Raw genomic sequence first — 18,397 nt, 5'->3', positions numbered from 1 at the left:
TGTGGCCATGCCGTCACGGCATGGCCCGTCGCATCCCTGCGTCCTGCGGTGGTACCGGTTCCACTCGTGCGTATGTCGCCGTCAGAGCGATGCACGATCACCCTAACGATGGAAGAAGTGAGGAAGACAAAATGAAGAAAACGATCCTGGCGCTGAGTATCGCGCAAATAGCGCAACTGGCATTCACGGGCGGCGCGGCGATGGCGCAGCAGGCCGCGTCCACTGCCGCGAGCTCCCAGGCCGCACCGGCCAATGGCGGCGACATCGAGAAAATCATCGTCACGGCGACCCGCCGCGACACGCTGGTGCAGGACACGCCGCTGGCCATCACCGCCTACACCCAGGACACGCTGGCCAACAACCAGGTCAAGGACCTGGCGTCGATGACGGCGATGGTGCCCAGCCTGGTCGTCGAGCCGCACAGCGACTCGGGCGGCGTGCATGTGTACATGCGCGGCGTCGGCTCTGCCAACCACACGGAGCTCGGCGATCCGGCGGTGGCCTTTTACGTCGACGGCATCTACGTGGCCCGTCCGCAGGGCGCGACGGCGCTGATGTATGACCTGAGCCACGTCGAGGTGGCGCGCGGCCCGCAAGGCACGCTCAATGGCCGCAATTCGACCGCCGGCGCGGTCAACCTGATCTCGGGCGCGCCCAATCCGGCCAAGATGTTCGGCTCGGCCAGCATCACGGTGGGGGACTACCACCGCATCCAGACCCAGGGCATGATCAACATTCCGCTCGGCGACGATATCGCGCTGCGCATCGCCGCCATCCAGGACCGCCGCGACGGCTACGTCGATTTCCGCAAGGGTTCCAACGTGGCGCCGGGCACGCGCAAGTACGGCGCCGGAGACCAGAAGGGCGCGCGCGCCTCGCTGCTGTGGCGCTTCACGCCGGACCTGAAGGCGACCTTCATCGCCGACTATTACAGCGACACCGGCGCCGGCAACATCTACCTGGCGGCCGAACCGGCCCCCGGACAGGATCTGCGCTCGGCGCTGATCGATACTCCGGGCGCGCTCGATCAATCCATCATCACCGGCAAGGCCAAGGTGCAATGGCGGCCGATCGAAGGCATCGAGACGCAGTACCTGGGTTCGTGGAGCCGTTTAAAGCGCACCAACGCCAGCGACGCCGACGCCGGTTTCTACCCAGGCTTCAAGGCCGAGAACCGCACCGAGTGGGGCCAATTCGACAGCCTGTCGAACGAGCTGCAGGTGCGCTCCGATTCGGAATCTGCGCTGCAGTGGGTTGGTGGCCTGTTCTTTTTCAAGGAGAAGAACAAGATCCGCTTCGACATCGACCGCAGCCAGATTTCGCAGGCGATGCTGGAGCAGGACGTCGCCAACGGCAACGTGATCTTCGTGCAGCCGACCGTGGGCCAGTACGCGTCGGCGATGTCCTTCATCCAGGGCGACCGCCAGCTGCATTCGAAGGCCGCCTTCGCGCAGGCCAGCTACGACATCGATCCGTTGTGGAAAGTGACCGCCGGCGCGCGTTACACCAAGGACCACAAGTACGATATCGGCGGCCAGAACTGGGCTTGCCCGAACTGGCCGGACAATCCGCCGCGCGGCACCGTCAACCTGACGCCGGGCCAGATCGCGCAGCTGGTCACCCCGGGCACCGGCACCATCAACACGCACAACATCGGGCCGGGCGGCGTGGTCAACCAGGCCACCTGCGGCAACACCTACGGCGACAACACGGCCGACCTGGCGTACGGGCAGGCGACGTGGCTGGGACGCGTGGAGTACAAGGTCACCAAGGACATCCTGACCTTCGCCTCGGTCACCACCGGCTTCCACTCGCCGGCCATCGGCGACGGCGGCGCCACCACCAAGCCCGAAAAGCTCACCAGCTACGAGATCGGCTTCAAGTCCGACCTGTTCGACCGCAAGCTGACGCTCAATCTGGACGCGTTCTGGATGACCTACAAGGACAAGCTGGAATCGCAGGTGGTCAACAACACGCTGCAGAACTTCAACGCGGCCGGCGCGTCGGTCAAGGGCGTCGAGGCGGAATGGAACTTCCGTCCGACCAGCGTCGACCGCTTCAGCGGCAACGCCACCTGGCTCAAGGCGCGCTACGACGACTTCCTGTCGTGCGACGTCGACGCGGCGCGCGCCAACGGCCAGTCCTGCGGCACGACCGCGCCGACGGTCAACGTCGGCGGCAGCGTGTTGAAACACGCGCCGACCTTCGCCACCACGCTGATGTACGAGCGCGATTTCGACATCGGCAAGGGACGCCTGACGCCGCGCGTGTCGGCCCACTACGAGACCGAGTCGTTCGTCGGTTCCGGCGCCTTCAACAACGATGTGCCGGGCCATCCCGGCGTCAAGCAGCAGCAGGCCTACACCACGCTGGACCTGAGCTTGCGTTTCGAGCCGCGCAACAAGGCTTACACGGCCGAGCTGTTCGTCAACAACGCCACCGACCGGGAAGTGAAGTATGACGCGGTGGAGGTTTGCACCCAGGTCGGCGCGCCGTGCCAGCCCACCCAGCAGATCTGGGCGGCGTACTACAACAATCCGCGCACGGTAGGCGCGCGGGTGTCGATGAAGTTCTAACGCCGGCGGTCTAATGGACGGAATCTAACTCAGGGAAAGTCTCCGTGGTCTTGGGCCGGCAGCGATGCCGGCTTTTTTTTATCGGCGCGACAGGTCGGCGACCGAGCCGCGCTTCGACATCGTGACCGGAAAATCGCGCTCGATGGCATGTTCGGTGCCGTAGCATTGATTGAGCAGCCAGCGCACGGCGTTCTGGGTCAGCTGCTGCATCGGGATGTGCACCGACGTCAGGCCGGGCGACGAGTATTCGGCCGAATAGTCGTCATCGTAGCCGACGATGGACACCTCGTCCGGGACGTCTATGCCGGCGCGGTGGCAGGCCGCCATCGCGCCGACCGCCATTTCGTCGTTGGCGCAAAACAGGCCGGTGAACCGGCGGCCTTCTTCGCCCGCCTGGCGCGCTTCGATCAGCCGGCGCGTCGCGGTGAAACCGCCTTCGCGGGAGAAATCCGATTCGATCGACTGCACGGCGAAGCGCCCGACGCCATGGCGCTCCAGCTCCTCGAAGAAGCCTTCCATGCGCGCCTGGTTGTCCGACGTGCCGGCCGGGCCGGAGATGACGGCCAACTGGCGGTGTCCCGCCTCGAGCAGGGTTTGCGCCGCCAGCTGGCCGCCGCGGCGGTGGTCGGGGCAGAACGAGGCTTCCTCCAGCTGCGCGCTGTGGCGATTGAGGAAGGCCAGCTTCGGATGCATTTTGCGCAGCGCCAGCATGTCCTCGTCGTGCAGGTCGTGGCCCAGCACGACGATGCCGTCGCAATCGCGGCCGATGAGGAACTTGACCGCTTCGATCGCCTCGTCGCGCGGCGTGCCGTCGCCGCAGCCGGTGGCCACCACCACGTGGCGGCGCACGGCGCGCAGTTCGATGTCGGTCTGTTTGAGGATGGTGCCGTAATACGCGCCGAAGAACGACGGCACGTAGATGCCGATGATGCCCAGCGACTGGGCAGACAGCGAGCGGCCGATGGAAGAGGGGCGGAAATTGAGCTGCTCGATCGCCGCCTGGACCTTCTTCATCGACTCGGCGGACACGGGGCCGGCGCCCGAGATGGCGCGCGATGCCGTCGACATGCCCACACCGGCCAGCATTGCGACGTCTTTCAGCGTTGCCACGTGTTCTCCCGAGCTTCTATCGATATTGATGAAGCGCTATCCTAGCATGATCTCCCTATGAGAATAGGGTATAATCGTCGATTGCTCGTAATTTTCATGGCGCATTTAGCAACCCCAGGCAACCTATCATGCAATCGCAACCACTCTCCCGTATCACCAAGCCCGCCGCCGCCAGCACCTCCGTGACGGGTGCCGCACCGAAGGTCGGCTTCGTCTCGCTCGGCTGCCCCAAGGCGCTGGTCGACTCCGAACAGATCCTCACCCAGCTGCGTGCCGAAGGCTACGAGACGGCCAAGTCGTATGATGGCGCCGATCTGGTGATCGTCAACACGTGCGGCTTCATCGACGCCGCCGTGCAGGAATCGCTCGACGCCATCGGCGAGGCGCTGGCCGAAAACGGCAAGGTGATCGTGACCGGCTGCCTGGGCGCGAAAAAAGACGCCGCCGGCGACGACATCATCATGAAGGTGCACCCGAAGGTGCTGGCCGTGACCGGCCCGCACGCGCTGGCCGAGGTGATGGATTCGGTCCACTTCCACCTGCCGAAACCGCATGAGCCGTTCATCGACCTGGTGCCGGCCCAGGGCATCAAGCTGACGCCGAAGCACTACGCCTACCTGAAAATCTCGGAAGGCTGCAACCACCGCTGCAGTTTCTGCATCATCCCGTCGATGCGCGGCGACCTGGTGTCGCGTCCCATCGGCGAGTTGATGGTGGAAGCGGAGAACCTGTTCAAGTCGGGCGTGAAGGAACTGCTGGTCATCTCGCAGGACACCTCCGCCTACGGCGTCGACGTCAAGTTCCGCACCGGCTTCTGGAACGGCCGCCCGGTCAAGACGCACATGACCCAATTGACCGAGGCGCTGGGTGAGCTGGCCAAGTCGTATGGCGCCTGGGTGCGTCTGCATTACGTCTATCCGTACCCGCACGTCGACCAGATCATCCCGATGATGGGCGACGGCCACATCCTGCCTTACCTGGACATCCCGATGCAGCACGCCCATCCCGACGTGTTGAAGCGCATGAAGCGCCCGGCCAGCGGCGAGAAGAACCTCGACCGCATCCAGGCTTGGCGCAAAATGAATCCGGACCTGACGATCCGTTCGACCTTCATCGCCGGCTTCCCGGGCGAGACCGACGCCGAATTCGAGTACCTGCTGGACTTCCTGAAGGAAGCGCAGATCGACCGCCTGGGTTGCTTCGCCTACTCGCCGGTCGAAGGCGCCACCGCCAACGAACTGGCCAACCCGGTGCCGGAAGAACTGCGCGAAGAGCGTCGCGGCCGCGTGATGCTGCTGCAGGAAGAAATTTCCAAGAACCGCCTGAAGGCCAAGGTCGGCAAGACCGTGCGCGTGTTGATCGATGAAGTCAACCGCAGCGGCGGCATCGGCCGCTCCAGCGCCGACGCGCCGGAAATCGACGGCGTGGTGTATGTCAAGCCGCCGTACGAGCCGCACAAGAAGCTGGTCGTCGGCCAGTTCATCGACGTCAAGATCACCACTTCCGACGCCCACGACCTGTGGGGCGAGGCGCAGTAAAATCAGCATCAAGGCGGACCCGCTGTGGTCCGCTTTTTTTTCACCTGGCTTTTCACTTGATTTACGTATTCAGGACATGACGATTAAAAAATCTCCGCAGACAGCACTGATCCACTCCGACTACCGGGCGCCGGAAGGTTTCGCCGCGTTCCCCAGCGCGATCCATCACGCGTCGACGGTGCTGTTCGAGAATGTCGCCGCCATGCGCTCGGGCGACTGGAAAGAGAAGAACGCCTATACCTACGGCCTGCACGGCACGCCGACCACCTTCACGCTTGAAGCGCGGCTGGCCGAAATCGAGGACGGCAAGCACTGCCTGCTGGCGCCGAGCGGGCTGGCGGCGATCGCGATGGTCGATTTTGCCGTGCTCAAGGCGGGCGACGACGTGCTGCTGCCCGATAACGTCTACAACCCCAATCGCGAACTGGGACGCTGGCTGTCGGCCGATTTCGGCATCACGGCGCGCTACTACGATCCACTGATCGGCGCCGGCATCGCCGCGCTGATCCAGCCCAACACAAAGCTGATCTGGACCGAGGCGCCGGGATCGGTGTCGATGGAGGTGCCGGACCTGCCGGCCATTTGCGCGGCGGCGCACGCGCGCGGCGTGCTGGTCGCGCTGGACAACACCTGGTCGGCCGGCCTGGCGCTGCGCGGCTTCGATCTGGGCGTCGACATCATCATGCAGGCGCTGACCAAGTACCAGTCGGGCGGCTCGGATGTGCTGATGGGCGCCGTCATCACGCGCGACGCCGCGCTCAACGAGCGTCTGAGCCTGGCCCATATGCGGCTCGGCATGGGCGTCGGCGCCGACGATGCCTATCTGGTGCTGCGCGGCCTGCCGACGATGCGCCTGCGCTTCGACGCCCATGATGTCGCCGCGCGTAAACTGGCCGCATGGCTGCAGGCCCGGCCCGAAATCACCAAGGTACTGCATCCCGCCTTCGTGGATTGCCCGGGGCACGATATCTGGAAACGCGACTTCAGCGGCGCGGGGGGCTTATTCTCTGTGCTGTTCGATCCGCGCTTCACGGAAGAACAGACCGACCGCTTCGTCGACGCGCTGGAACTGTTCAAGATCGGTTACAGCTGGGGCGGCGCCAATAGCCTGGTGATGCCGTACCGGATACAGCACATGCGCAAGGACTGGAACGACCGGGGCATTCTGGTGCGCTTCAACGTCGGCCTCGAAGACGTCAACGATTTGATCGCCGATATCGAACGCGCGATGGGAGTAATGCTGTGAGCCGTTTTTGGAGTGACATCGTTTACGAACTGACGCCGTACACGCCGGGCGAGCAGGTTCGCATGCCCAATCTGATCAAGTTGAACACCAACGAAAATCCATACGGGCCGTCGCCGAAGGCGCTGGCGGCGATGCAGGCCGCCGTCGGCGATGGGCTGCGGCTGTACTCCGATCCCGCCAGCGCGGCGGTCAAGGATGCCGTGGCCAACCGCTTCGGGCTGACGCGTGCGCAGGTCTTCGTCGGCAACAGCTCCGACGAAGTGCTGGCGCACACCTTCCACGCGCTGCTCAAGCACGACAAGCCGCTGCTTTGCCCGGATATCAGCTACAGCTTTTATCCGACCTATTGCAGCCTGTATGGCATAGCGGCGCGCCAGGTGCCGCTCAACGCGCGGTTCGAGATCGACGTCGCCGACTACATGCAGCCGTGCGGCGCGATCATCATCGCCAACCCCAACGCGCCGACCGGCATCGCGCTGCCGCTGGAGCGGATCGAGGCGCTGCTGGCCGCGCATCCGGACCAGGTGGTGGTGATCGACGAAGCCTACGTGGACTTCGGCGCCGACAGCGCCATCGCGCTGCTGGACCGGTACGACAATCTGCTGGTGGTGCAAACCTTGTCCAAATCCCGTTCGCTGGCGGGCCTGCGGGTCGGCTTCGCGGTTGGCCACCCGGATTTGATCGCAGGGCTGGAGCGGGTGAAGAACAGCTTTAACTGCTATCCGCTGGGGCAGGTGGCGCAGGCTGGCGCGGTGGCGGCCATCGAGGACACGGCTTATACGGAGCAGACGTCGCAAGCCATCATCGCCACGCGCGCCTGGTTGACGGCGCGCATGGTGGAGCTGGGCTTCGAGGTGCTGCCGTCGCGGGCGAACTTCATCTTCGCCCGTCATCCTGGCCACGACGGCGCCGCCCTCGCGGCAGCGCTACGCGAACGGGCCATTCTTGTGAGGCACTTCAAGCAGCCGCGTATCGACCAATTCCTGCGGATTTCGATCGGCACCGACGAGGAGTGCGCGGCGTTGATCGATGCGTTAAAAGCGATAGTTGTCTGAACCGCGTAGGGCCGATCACGGCGTTCCGCCTGATCCGCCCCGCGTAAACATTAGCGGGTCAATATCCGGACAAAGCGCACACCGGACCCCTTTCGACCTCGAACATTGCTATACTGTGTTTTTATACAGTATCAATAGCCGAGGCAAGCATGGAGTTGACGGACAAGCTGGAGATCCTGGCCGACGCGGCCAAGTACGACGCGTCCTGCGCCAGCAGCGGCGCGCCCAAGCGCCACTCCATCGGCAAGGACGGTTTCGGCGCCACCACCGGCATGGGCATCTGCCACAGCTATACGCCGGACGGCCGCTGCGTCTCCCTGCTGAAGATCCTGCTGACCAATTACTGCTTGTATGACTGCCAGTACTGCGTCAACCGCCGCACTTCTAACGTGCCGCGCGCGCGCTTCACGGTGGCGGAAGTGGTCAAGCTGACCACCGATTTCTATCTCCGCAATTACATCGACGGGCTGTTTCTCAGTTCCGGCATCATCCAGTCGGCCGACTACACGATGGAGCAGCTGGTGCAGGTGGCGCGCGAACTGCGCGAGGTGCACCAGTTTCGCGGCTATATCCACCTGAAGACCATCCCCGACGCCGATCCGGCGCTGATCGCGGCGGCGGGGCGCTACGCCGACCGCTTGAGCGTCAATATCGAGCTGCCGACGCAGGACAGCGTGCAAAAGCTGGCGCCGGAAAAAAGCGTTCACACCATCAAGCTGGCGATGGGTTCCATCCGCCGCAAGCTCGATGAAAAGGCCGAGGAACCCAAGTCGCCGCGCTTCGCGCCGGCCGGGCAAAGCACGCAGATGATCGTCGGCGCCGACGCCAGCGACGACCAGCAAATTTTGACCACGGCGGAAACGCTGTACGGCAGCTACAAGCTCAAACGCGTTTACTATTCCGCCTTCAGCCCGATTCCGCAAAGTCCGAAAAGCGTGCCGTTGGCGCCGCCGCCGATGATGCGCGAGCACCGGTTGTACCAGGCCGACTTCCTGCTGCGCAGCTATGGCTTCCAGGTCAAGGAGCTGCTGCCGGCGACCGGCAACCTGGCGCTGGACATCGATCCGAAGCTGGCGTGGGCGCTGGAGCACCGGGAGCATTTTCCGATGGACCTGAACCGCGCGGAGCCGCACATGATCGCGCGCATTCCGGGCATCGGCCTGCGCAACGCCCAGCGCCTGATCGATCTGCGGCGGCTGCGTCAAATCCGCTATGCCGATCTGTCGCGCCTGCGCTGCAGTATGAAGAAGATTTCGCCCTTTATTATCACGGCCGACTACTTCCCGACCAACGACGCCGGCCCGTCCGAGCATCTGCGCCGTGCCATGGCGGACGCGCCCCAGCAGATGAATTTGTGGCCGGAGTTGCAGGCGGCATGATGCGGCGGGTGGTCCAGTCGTTCGATGAATGGCGCGACGCGGCCCGCGAGCTGATCGCGCGCCAGGTCGCGCCCGAATTCGTCGAATGGTTGTCGCAGCCCGGGGATGGTGATTTGTTCTCGGCCGCGCCGGCGGAGCAGGGCGGCGCCGCCCCGGGCGCCAACGCCGCGCCGCAAACGAACTTGCGGCTGCCGCGCCAGTTGATGGAGCTCCTTGTCAGCGCCGCCTGTTTCAGCGCCGCGGACCGCTGGTCCTTTCTGTACAAGGTGGTCTGGCGCTGGCACCTGGGCGAGCGCGATGTGATCTCGCCGGCCGATCCCGATGGCGCGCGGCTGAACGGGATGGTCAAGGCCGTTCATCGGGAGGAGCACGACATGCACGCGTATGTACGGTTTCGCGAACGCAAGGAGGAGGACGGCGCGCCGCGCTTCGTCGCCTGGTTCGAACCGACCCACGAGGTGCTGCCGCAGGTGGCGCGGCATTTCGCCCGCCGCATGGGCAACGTCACGTGGATGATCGCCACGCCGGCCGCCGCCGTGCTGTGGGACGGCGAGCACCTGCACGAGGCGCCGTCGCTGATGCGCAGCGCGGCCGACATCGAGGATGCCGGCGAGGCGCTGTGGCTGACCTATTACCGCAGCATCTTCAACCCGGCGCGCCTGAACGCCGATCTGCTGCGCAGCCATATCCCGTCGCGCTTCTGGAAGAATCTGCCGGAAGGGGCGATCGTGCCGGCGATGGTCAGCGCCGCCGCCAACGGCGAGCGGCGCACCGGCCAGACCGGCACCGTGGGCCGGCGCGGCGGCGCGACCACCATCCCGATCGCGCCCGAACGCGCGCAGCCGCAACGCGGGCAGCCGACCACCCTCGATCAATGCCGCCGCTGCGACCTGTGGGAAAACGCCACGCAGGCGGTGCCCGGGGTGGGGCCCGAGCGGGCGCGCATCATGCTTGTCGGCGAGCAGCCGGGCGACCAGGAGGATTTACAGGGCTTGCCGTTCGTCGGCCCGGCCGGCGCGGTGCTGGAAAAAGCGATGGCGCAGGCGGGCATGGAGCGCGACGGCATCTACCTGACCAACGCCGTCAAACACTTCAAATGGGAGCTGCGCGGCAAGCGCCGGCTGCACAAGACGCCGGCGCAGAAGGAAATCTCGGCCTGCCACCTGTGGCTGGAGGAGGAGCTGGCGCGGGTGCGCCCGGACGTGGTGGTGGCGCTTGGCGGCACGGCGTTGAAGTCGGTATTACAGGATGGCGGCGTGACGATGAAATCGGTGATGGACGCGCCGGTGCGGCATGACGGCCGCTGGGTGGTGACGGTGTACCACCCGTCGTATGTGCTGCGCGCGCCGGACGAGGCCACGCGCCGCGAGGCCTACGAGGTGATCGTCGAAGGCCTGCGGCAGGCGCGGCGCCTGCTGGGCGATTAAACGGCCGCCGCCGAGTTTTCGTTCAGGCGGAGGAAGCCGACGATCAGACGGTAGGCTTTCCAGATCCAGGCGCCGACCCACACCAGCCAGGCGACCGGAATGCCGATGATGGTGACGGCCAGCAGGCCGCCGACGGCCATCCAGACGACATACCACCAGAACGAGCGGATCATCCACGTGTGGTGGCTGTGGACGAAGGTGCCCTCGGTGCCCGGGCGCTGTACGTAGTTGACGATCAACGGGATCACCGAGAACAAGCCCAGCGAGAAGACGAAGCTTACGCCATGGACTACGTAGAGCCACCACGCGGTGGTCTTAGCCGAACCAATGCGGCTATCCAGAACCAATTCCTGCGACATGGCATTTCCTTTCATGTTGATGGATCTGATTACGATTATAGCAACGCGATTTCAGCTTGGGGGTACAAATCGCGCCCGGGGACCGGCGATGGCCGGCAAACGTGCGGCGCCGCACACTTGCCGGCGGTGTGGCTGCCGCTACAGCGGCCGCACCGGGATGCAGATGTCGCACACCATCAGGCCGTTTTGCGGATTGGTCACGGTGTCCGGCCGGAACATCTCGAAGCACGGCCGGTCGTCGCATTGCAGGCCGCTTTCCGGCAGCCAGTTGCGCGTCAGCCAGGTCCAGGCGTCGGCGATGGCGGCCGGCCGGCCCTCGAAGCGGGCGACGGCGTAGCGCCCGCCGGGCAGGGTGGCGATGTCGGCCGAACCGGCGGCGTCGAAGCCGTCCGGCACGGCGACGCAGGCGTCGTAGCGGCACTTGCCGGGCGGCGTGACGCTGGGATCGTCGAGACCGACACCGTAGCAGGTTTGCCCGCCGAGGCCGTGCGATTGCAGCCACGGCGATACCGTCGCGCGCCAGAAGGCGCCGATGGCGGGGCCGTACGGGCCGATGTAACGGTGGTAGGCCACGCGCGCGGCCGGCAGGTCGATGATGCTGACGTTCATGGGATCTCCTGGATCGTTGCTGGAGACGTCATCGTCGTCGATGCCGCGTTGCGGCGTCTGATCGAACTTGCCGAGTACCTGATCCGGATTGCTGTCGGCGTGCCGGCCGCCGGCCGGCAACGCCAGCGCGGCCAGCCGCTGGCGCGTGTCGCGGCGCCATTCGGTCGGCGTGCAGCCGAACTTGAGCTTGAAGGCGCGCGCGAACGCTTCGCCGGAGCCGAAGCCTGTCGCCAGCGCCGTTTCAAGCACCGATGCCGCCGGCTTGCAGCTGAGCCGGAAGGCGGCCTTCTCCAGCCGCCGCCGGCGCGCGTAGTCGCCCAGCGTTTCGCCCATCCAGCCGGCGAACACGCGGTGGAAATGGTAGGGCGAGAAATTGGCGACGTCGGCCAGCTGCCGCAGGTCGAGCGGCTGGTCCAGGTGCTGGTCGATATAGTTGAGCACGCGGTTCATGCGCCGGGTGTATTCGGCGCGCGGCGCGGGCTGGGAAGTGTTGGTCATATGCTAATTATAGCAATGCGATGGCGTTCCTCTGGCGACTGGCGTAAAGTAGCCGCTTCTGTCATTTTTTTGAATGTCGCCATGGGCAAAGCTGTTTCGGTGTTGTTTGTTTGTATGGGCAATATCTGCCGCTCGCCGACGGCGGAGGGCGTGTTCCGTCACCGCGTGGAGGCCGCCGGCCTGGGCGGGCTTTTCGTCATCGACTCGGCCGGCACCCACGGCTACCACGTCGGCGAGCCGCCCGACACGCGCTCGATGGAGTTCGCCGCCAAGCGCGGCTACGACCTGTCGGCCCAGCGTTCGCGCAAAGTGGCGGCGGCCGATTTCGAAGCCTTCGACCACGTGCTGGCGATGGACCACGACAATCTACGCCTGCTGGAGGCGGCCTGTCCGCCGCGGCACCGGCATAAACTCGGGCTGTTCATGGCGCACGCCAGCCGCAGCGGGTCGGACGTGGTTCCCGATCCGTATTATGGCGGCGGCCGCGGTTTCGATCTGGTGCTCGACTATATCGAGGACGCCTCGGACGGCCTGATCGCATCGCTGCGGGCGAAGTAGCATGGCGATCCTGACCGGCGACCGCCTTTGTCTACGTCCGCTGCTGATGGCGGACGCGCCGGCGTTGACGCGGGCCGCGCTGGAATCGGTAGCGACGGTGGGCGTCTGGCTGCCGTGGTGCGACGCCGCCTTCACACAGGGCGACGCCGAGCACTGGGTGCAAACCTGCGCCGCCGATCGCGCCGAGGGCAGCGCCTTCAGCGTGGGGATCTTCGACGCCGCCGGCGGCGACTACCTTGGCGGCATCGGCATCAACCATATCAATCGTGAACATGACTTTGCCAACCTGGGTTTCTGGGTGCGGCAATCGCGCCAGGGCGAGCGGATCGCGCCGCGCGCGGCGCGCCTGATGGCCGCCTACGGGTTCGGGAAACTGGGCCTGACGCGGCTCGAAATCGTGGCGGCCGAGCAGAATACGCGCAGCCGCAAGGTCGCCGAGAGCGCCGGGGCTCGCTTCGAAGGCATCCTGCGCAATCGCCTGGTCATCCGCGGCGTGGCGGTGCCGGCGGCGATGTATTCGCTGCTACCGGTGGTCGGCGCGGCGACCGGGGTGGCCTGAACGACGCCGCCGACCCGGTACCAACATCAGGTCAGCAGCGGCAGGATGCCGTCCAACCCGACGAAATTCAATGCCACATTGGCCTGTTCGCGCACCACGGGCTTGGCGCGGAACGCCACCGACATGCCCGAGATGCCCATCATTTTCAGGTCGTTGGCGCCGTCGCCCATGACGATCGCCTGCGACGGGGCGATGCCCAGTTCCGTGCACACGCGTTCCACGGTGCGCTTCTTTTCCTCGGCGTCGACGATGATGCCGACTACCTTGCCCGTCAGCCGGCCGTCGACCACTTCCAGTTCGTTGGCGTGGGTGTAGTCCAGCTGCAGGCGCGTTTTCAGGCGTTCGGTGAAGAAGGTGAAGCCGCCCGACACCAGCAGCGTCTTCAGGCCGGCCTGGCGCACCGCCGCCAGCATGGTCTCCGCGCCCGGCGACAACCGCAGGCGCTCGTCGTAGACGCGCTCCAGCGCCGACGCCTCCAGTCCTTCGAGCAGCGCCACGCGGCGCTTGAGGCTTTCGGCGAAATCGAGTTCGCCGCGCATGGCCGCCTCGGTGATCTCGGACACTTGCGGCTTCAAACCCTGCATGTCGGCGATTTCGTCGATGCACTCGATGGTGATCAAGGTCGAATCCATGTCCATGGCGACGAGCCTGAATTCGCTCATCTTGTGCATGCCGATCGAGTACGTGGCGTCGAGTTGCGCCGCCTGGGCGGCCACCTCGATGGTCTGGCGCAGCGCCGGCGAGAAGGTGATGCCCTCGCAGCGCAGCGCGCGCTCGTTGATCCAGGTGATGGTTTTCGGCGCGGTGAGGGCGGCGATGCGTTCGAGCCGGGCCTTACAATCGTCAAGCCCCTGCAAAACCAGGTTCATAGTATCTTTTGCGTTTTTCATAAAATTTAGCGTTGTTTAGGCTATTGCATCAAGGTACGACGCCAGCCTCAAACGGTCAACTGTTTGATCGCACCTTTGATCTGCGCGACGCGCGCGGCAAGATCCGGCATGTTGGCGGTGATCTTGAGTTTGTCCTGGCCATTGAGCTTGATCTGGCGGTTTTTTTGTATCAGCTCGATGATGCGCATCGGATCGATCGGCGGTTTGGCCATGAACTGCAAGGTGGCCGCCTCGCCATGCGCGTCGATTTTGATGATGCCTACCGTTTTGGCGGCGATGCGCAGGCGGTGGGTTTCGATCAGCGCCTTGACGGCGTCCGGCAGCTTGCCGAAGCGGTCGATCATCTCTTCCTGCATGTCGTCGATCTTGTCCTGGACCGTGCAGTTGGCCATGCGTTTATAAATGGATAAGCGTTCGTGCACATCGCCGCAGAAGTCGGCCGGCAGCAGCGCCGGCACGTGCAGGTTGATCTCGGTGGTGGTGGCCAGCGGCGCGGCCAGGTCGGGCTCCTTGCCCGCCTTGAGCGAGCGCACCGCCTCGTTGAGCATGTCCGAATACAGCTGGAAGCCGATTTCGGTCATCTCGCCGGATTGGCTGTCGCCGAGCACTTCGCCGGCACCGCGGATTTCCAGGTCGTGCATCGCAAGATAGAAGCCGCTGCCCAGTTCTTCCATCTGCTGGATGGCGTCGAGGCGGCGCTGCGCCTGTTTGGTCAGCGACTGCACGTCCGTCACCAGCAAATAGGCGTAGGCCTGGTGGTGCGAGCGGCCGACGCGCCCGCGCAGCTGGTGCAGCTGCGCCAGGCCGAATTTGTCGGCGCGGTGCATGATGATGGTGTTCGCGGTCGGGACGTCGATGCCGGTTTCGATAATCGTGGTGCACAGCAGGATGTTGAAGCGCTGCGCCACGAAGTCGCGCATGACCTTTTCCAGGTCGCGCTCGTGCATCTGGCCGTGGGCGACGGCGATGCGCGCCTCCGGCAACAGCTCGGTGAGCATCGCCATGCGGTTCTGGATGGTCTCGACTTCGTTGTGCAGGAAATACACCTGCCCGCCGCGTTTCAGTTCGCGCAGGCAGGCTTCGCGGATGATCGATTCGCCCTCGCTGCGCACGAAGGTCTTGATCGCCAGCCGCTTTTGCGGCGCTGTGGCGATCACCGAGAAGTCGCGCAGGCCTTCGAGCGCCATGCCCAAGGTGCGCGGAATCGGCGTGGCGGTCAAGGTCAGCACGTCGACCTCGGCGCGCAAGGACTTGAGCGCCTCCTTCTGGCGCACGCCGAAGCGGTGCTCCTCGTCGATGATGACCAGGCCGAGGCGGGTGAACTTGACGTCGTCCGACAGCAGCTTGTGGGTGCCGATGACGATGTCCAGCGTGCCGTCGGCCATGCCCTTGATCGCCTGCGTGATCTCCTTGCCGGTGCGGAAGCGCGACATTTCGGCGATGCGCACCGGCCAGTCGGCGAAGCGGTCGGCGAAGGTTTGCGCATGCTGCTCGGCCAGCAAGGTGGTCGGCGCCAGGATGGCGACCTGGCGGCCGCCCATGACGGCGATGAAAGCCGCGCGCAGCGCCACCTCGGTCTTGCCGAAGCCGACGTCGCCGCACACCAGCCGGTCCATCGGCTTGCCCGACGTCATATCCTTGATGACGTTGTTGATCGCTTCCTGCTGGTCCGGCGTTTCGTCGAAGCCGAAGCTGTCGGCGAAGCGCTCGTAGTCGTGCGCCGAATATTCGAACGCGTGGCCTTGGCGCAGCGCGCGGCGGGCGTACAGGTTCAAGAGCTCGGCGGCGGTGTCGCGCACCTGCTCGGCGGCCTTGCGCTTGGCCTTTTCCCACTGGCCCGAACCGAGCGAATGCAGCGGCGCATCCTCCGGCGAGGCGCCGGAATAACGCGAGATCACGTGCAACTGCGACACCGGCACATACAGCTTGGTGTCCTTGGCGTACTCCAGGTGCAGGAACTCGGTTTCGCCTTCGCCCAGGTCCATGCTGGTCAGGCCCATGTAGCGCCCGATGCCGTGGTTGATGTGGACCACCGGATCGCCGATTTTCAGCTCCGACAGGTCGCGCACCATCGACTCGACCTGGGTGACGGCTTCCTGCTTCTTCTTGCCGACGCGGCGGCCCGAGCCCGCATACAGCTCGGTCTCGGTGATGAAGATCAGGTTCTCGTTCGGCGTCGACAGCTCGAAGCCGGCGTGCAGCGGCGCCACGCCCAGGGCCAGTTTGGCGTTGGAGGTGGCGAAGCCTTCGAAGCCTTCGACCGGCGTCAGTGTCAGGTCGTATTCGGCGAAGTACTGCTGCAGCGTTTCGCGGCGGCCGTTCGATTCGGCGCAGATCATCACGCGGCGGCCCGCCTGCAGCAGGTAGGCGCGCAGGTTGGTCAGCGGGTCTTCACTGTGGCGGTTGACGGCGATGTTGGGCACCGGCGCCGACAGCTCGGAGGCGCCGAGGCTATCATCCTTGGCATCCTTGGAGATCGCCAGCCGGGCATACGGCTTGGCCAACGTGAAGAACTGCTCGTCCGACAGGAACAGCGCTTCCGGCGGCAGGATCGGACGTTCTCGGTCGGCCTTCAGGAAGCGGTAGCGCGAGCCGGTGTCGGTCCAGAAGCGTTTGATGGCGGCGTCGATGTCGCCCACCAGTGCCAGCGCGGCGCCTTGCGGCAGGTAGTCGAACAGGGTGGCCGTGTCTTCGAAAAACAGCGGCAGATAGTATTCGATACCGGCCGACGCGATGCCGCTGGAGATGTCCTTGTAGACCACCGAGCGCGAAGGATCGCCTTCGAACTGTTCGCGCCAGCGGCTGCGGAAGGTGGTGCGCGCCGCCTCGTCCATCGGGAATTCGCGGCCCGGCAGCAGGCGCACCTCGTTGACCGGGTACAGCGAGCGTTGGGTGTCGGCGTCGAAGGTGCGGATGGTTTCGATGGTGTCGCCGAACAGGTCGAGCCGGTAGGGCAGCGCGGAGCCCATCGGGAACAGGTCGATCAGGCCGCCGCGCACCGAGTATTCGCCGGGCGACATCACCTGCGTCACGTGCGTATAGCCGGCCAGGGTCAGTTGCGCCTTCAGGCGCGCCTCGTCAAGCGACTCGCCTTTTTTGAAGAAGAAGGTGTACCCGGCCAAAAACGACGGCGGCGCCATGCGCACCAGCGCCGTGGTGGCCGGCACCAGCATCACGTCGCACTGGCCGCTGGAGATTTCGTGCAGCGTGGCCAGGCGCTCGGATACCAGGTCCTGGTGCGGCGAGAAGGCATCGTAGGGCAGCGTTTCCCAATCCGGCAGCAGGTGGCAGCGCAGCTTGTCGCCGCCGAACCATGGAATCTCGTCGAGCAGGCGCTGGGCGTCGCTGGCGTTGGCGACGATCACGGCCAGCATCTGGCCCTGCGACTTCAGTTCGAGCGCGGTGAGCGCGAGCGCGTAGGCATCCGACGAGCCGTGCAAAGTGGGCAGGGCGAAGCGGTTACCTGGTTTGGGAATCGATTTGGCTAAGACTAAGGGCACAATAGGGACGACGCAGATTTAACGGTTACGGGTGGTTAGTCAACGGTCAGGCGGCGTCGCGATGGCAACGCCGGTGCCGACATTATAGACGATGCCCGACAGCGCCGTGCTCCGGCCTGACGCGGTGTCGGACGCCCGCTCAGATGGCCAGCTTGGGCGGCCGGTTGGCCACGCCGAACGGCACGTGCACCATCGGGATGTTACCGCCGACCGACTTCAGATGACTAAGCTGGTCGTCGAAGAAGATATGCGGCTTGAAAATGGCCAGCACCCGCGATTTCTCCATGCCGCCGAGGAAGAACGTCTCGTTGGCGGACACGCCCCAGCTTTTCAGCGTGGTGACGACCCGTTCGTGCGACGGCGCGCTGCGCGCCGTGATGATGGCGATGCGCAGGATCTTTTTGTAGCCCGGATCGCGCCGTTGCGCGCGCTCCTCCAGCCGCTGCATCAGCGACAGCTTCTGGAACAGGTCGGCCAGCGGCCCCGGCTGGTGCGGGATGGCCACCCGCTCGCGCTCGTGGGCGTGGAATTCGTCGACGTCGTTGTTGCGCTTGAAAACGGTTTCGGATTCGTCGTCGGCGATCACGCCGTCGAAGTCGAAGGCCACGCGCAACTCGCTGTCGTCATCGTCGTCCTCGGTGCGCGAGGGCAGCACCAGGCCGGCCGGATAATTGGCCTCGAGCGCGTTGCGCACGTCTTCCTCGTTGGCGCTGAGAAAAAGCGAGGTGTTGAACGCGGGCAGGTAGGTGTACGGCGACTTGCCGGTGACGAAGCAGGCGCGCGAGATGTCGAGCTTGTAGTGGGCGATCGAATTCATCACGCGCAGGCCGGTCTCGGGGGAGTTGCGCGACAGCAGCACGACCTCGACCGGCGACGATTGCGCGTAGTGTTTGTTGATGCCGAGGAAGCGGCGGATGAATGGAAACGCCACCCCCTTGCCCAGTATCACGTCGATATGCTGTTCCTGATACTTGCGGTACTCCTCGGCGCCGCCTTCCAGATAGATCTGGTGGGATTCGGTCAGGTCGAACAGCGCGCTGGAGGCGATGCCGATAACCAGTTTGTGTTCAATTGGGTAAGCCATGGTGACGGT

The 18,397-nt window shown here is 65.0% G+C and carries 14 protein-coding genes; 8 read left to right on the top strand and 6 right to left on the bottom strand.

Annotation, left to right across the window (positions count from 1 at the left end; all coding sequences use genetic code 11):
- The first annotated feature begins 131 nt into the window (after nt 1-131).
- Complete coding sequence (locus BMX85_RS15425) at nt 132-2,576, top strand: TonB-dependent receptor (protein ID WP_177196767.1); 2,445 nt, start codon at nt 132-134, stop codon at nt 2,574-2,576.
- Between the two features lie 78 nt (nt 2,577-2,654).
- On the opposite strand, the gene BMX85_RS15420 is transcribed toward BMX85_RS15425, so the two are convergent.
- The gene (locus BMX85_RS15420; RefSeq protein ID WP_090319611.1) at nt 2,655-3,686 is read right to left on the bottom strand and encodes a LacI family DNA-binding transcriptional regulator; all 1,032 of its coding nucleotides are present in this window, start codon (nt 3,684-3,686) and stop codon (nt 2,655-2,657) included.
- Nucleotides 3,687-3,814: 128 nt separating this feature from the next.
- Between BMX85_RS15420 and rimO the strand changes: the two genes are divergently transcribed.
- The 5 genes from rimO (at nt 3,815) to BMX85_RS15395 (ending at nt 10,331) form a co-directional block, all read left to right on the top strand.
- Complete coding sequence (rimO, locus tag BMX85_RS15415; protein WP_229210478.1) at nt 3,815-5,224, top strand: 30S ribosomal protein S12 methylthiotransferase RimO; 1,410 nt, start codon at nt 3,815-3,817, stop codon at nt 5,222-5,224.
- Between the two features lie 76 nt (nt 5,225-5,300).
- Nucleotides 5,301-6,470, top strand: a complete 1,170-nt coding sequence (locus BMX85_RS15410; RefSeq protein ID WP_090319608.1) for a cystathionine beta-lyase — start codon at nt 5,301-5,303, stop codon at nt 6,468-6,470.
- Complete coding sequence (gene hisC, locus BMX85_RS15405; protein ID WP_090319605.1) at nt 6,467-7,525, top strand: histidinol-phosphate transaminase; 1,059 nt, start codon at nt 6,467-6,469, stop codon at nt 7,523-7,525. Before BMX85_RS15410 ends, hisC begins: the two co-directional genes overlap by 4 nt.
- 149 nt (nt 7,526-7,674) lie before the next feature.
- Nucleotides 7,675-8,904, top strand: coding sequence for a putative DNA modification/repair radical SAM protein (locus BMX85_RS15400; RefSeq protein WP_090319601.1), 1,230 nt, complete (start codon nt 7,675-7,677; stop codon nt 8,902-8,904).
- Nucleotides 8,901-10,331, top strand: a complete 1,431-nt coding sequence (locus BMX85_RS15395; protein ID WP_090319598.1) for a UdgX family uracil-DNA binding protein — start codon at nt 8,901-8,903, stop codon at nt 10,329-10,331. The genes BMX85_RS15400 and BMX85_RS15395 overlap by 4 nt, the downstream gene beginning before the upstream one ends.
- Here BMX85_RS15395 and BMX85_RS15390 read toward each other — a convergent pair.
- Together BMX85_RS15390 and BMX85_RS15385 are read right to left on the bottom strand one after the other, a co-directional pair.
- Nucleotides 10,328-10,690 (bottom strand): DUF4870 family protein, encoded by a 363-nt coding sequence (locus tag BMX85_RS15390; protein WP_090319595.1) that lies wholly within the window; start codon nt 10,688-10,690, stop codon nt 10,328-10,330. The two genes, BMX85_RS15395 and BMX85_RS15390, sit on opposite strands and share 4 nt — an antisense overlap.
- A 138-nt stretch (nt 10,691-10,828) precedes the next feature.
- Entirely contained in the window at nt 10,829-11,797 is a 969-nt protein-coding gene (locus tag BMX85_RS15385) for an AraC family transcriptional regulator (RefSeq protein ID WP_090319592.1), read from the bottom strand.
- Nucleotides 11,798-11,878: 81 nt separating this feature from the next.
- Between BMX85_RS15385 and BMX85_RS15380 the strand changes: the two genes are divergently transcribed.
- Nucleotides 11,879-12,355, top strand: coding sequence for a low molecular weight protein-tyrosine-phosphatase (locus BMX85_RS15380; protein ID WP_090319588.1), 477 nt, complete (start codon nt 11,879-11,881; stop codon nt 12,353-12,355).
- A gap of 1 nt (nt 12,356) precedes the next feature.
- Nucleotides 12,357-12,914 (top strand): GNAT family N-acetyltransferase, encoded by a 558-nt coding sequence (locus tag BMX85_RS15375; RefSeq protein ID WP_090319585.1) that lies wholly within the window; start codon nt 12,357-12,359, stop codon nt 12,912-12,914.
- Nucleotides 12,915-12,940: 26 nt separating this feature from the next.
- Here BMX85_RS15375 and serB read toward each other — a convergent pair whose 3' ends face one another.
- The 3 genes from serB to BMX85_RS15360 all read right to left on the bottom strand — a co-directional run bounded on the left by serB (nt 12,941) and on the right by BMX85_RS15360 (nt 18,388).
- On the bottom strand, nt 12,941-13,783 hold the full coding sequence (gene serB / locus BMX85_RS15370) for a phosphoserine phosphatase SerB (protein ID WP_090319581.1): 843 nt from the start codon (nt 13,781-13,783) through the stop codon (nt 12,941-12,943).
- A 68-nt stretch (nt 13,784-13,851) separates the two neighbouring features.
- The gene (gene mfd / locus BMX85_RS15365) at nt 13,852-17,304 is read right to left on the bottom strand and encodes a transcription-repair coupling factor (RefSeq protein WP_090319578.1); all 3,453 of its coding nucleotides are present in this window, start codon (nt 17,302-17,304) and stop codon (nt 13,852-13,854) included.
- Nucleotides 17,305-17,443: 139 nt separating this feature from the next.
- Entirely contained in the window at nt 17,444-18,388 is a 945-nt protein-coding gene (locus BMX85_RS15360) for a 5'-nucleotidase (RefSeq protein ID WP_090319575.1), read from the bottom strand.
- Nucleotides 18,389-18,397: the final 9 nt, after the last annotated feature.

The sequence above is a fragment of the Duganella sp. CF517 genome (assembly GCF_900110275.1).
Classification (GTDB): domain Bacteria; phylum Pseudomonadota; class Gammaproteobacteria; order Burkholderiales; family Burkholderiaceae_D; genus Rugamonas.
The sequence above is the reverse complement of the archived record's forward strand: the minus strand, read 5'-3'. Positions and strand labels throughout refer to the sequence as shown.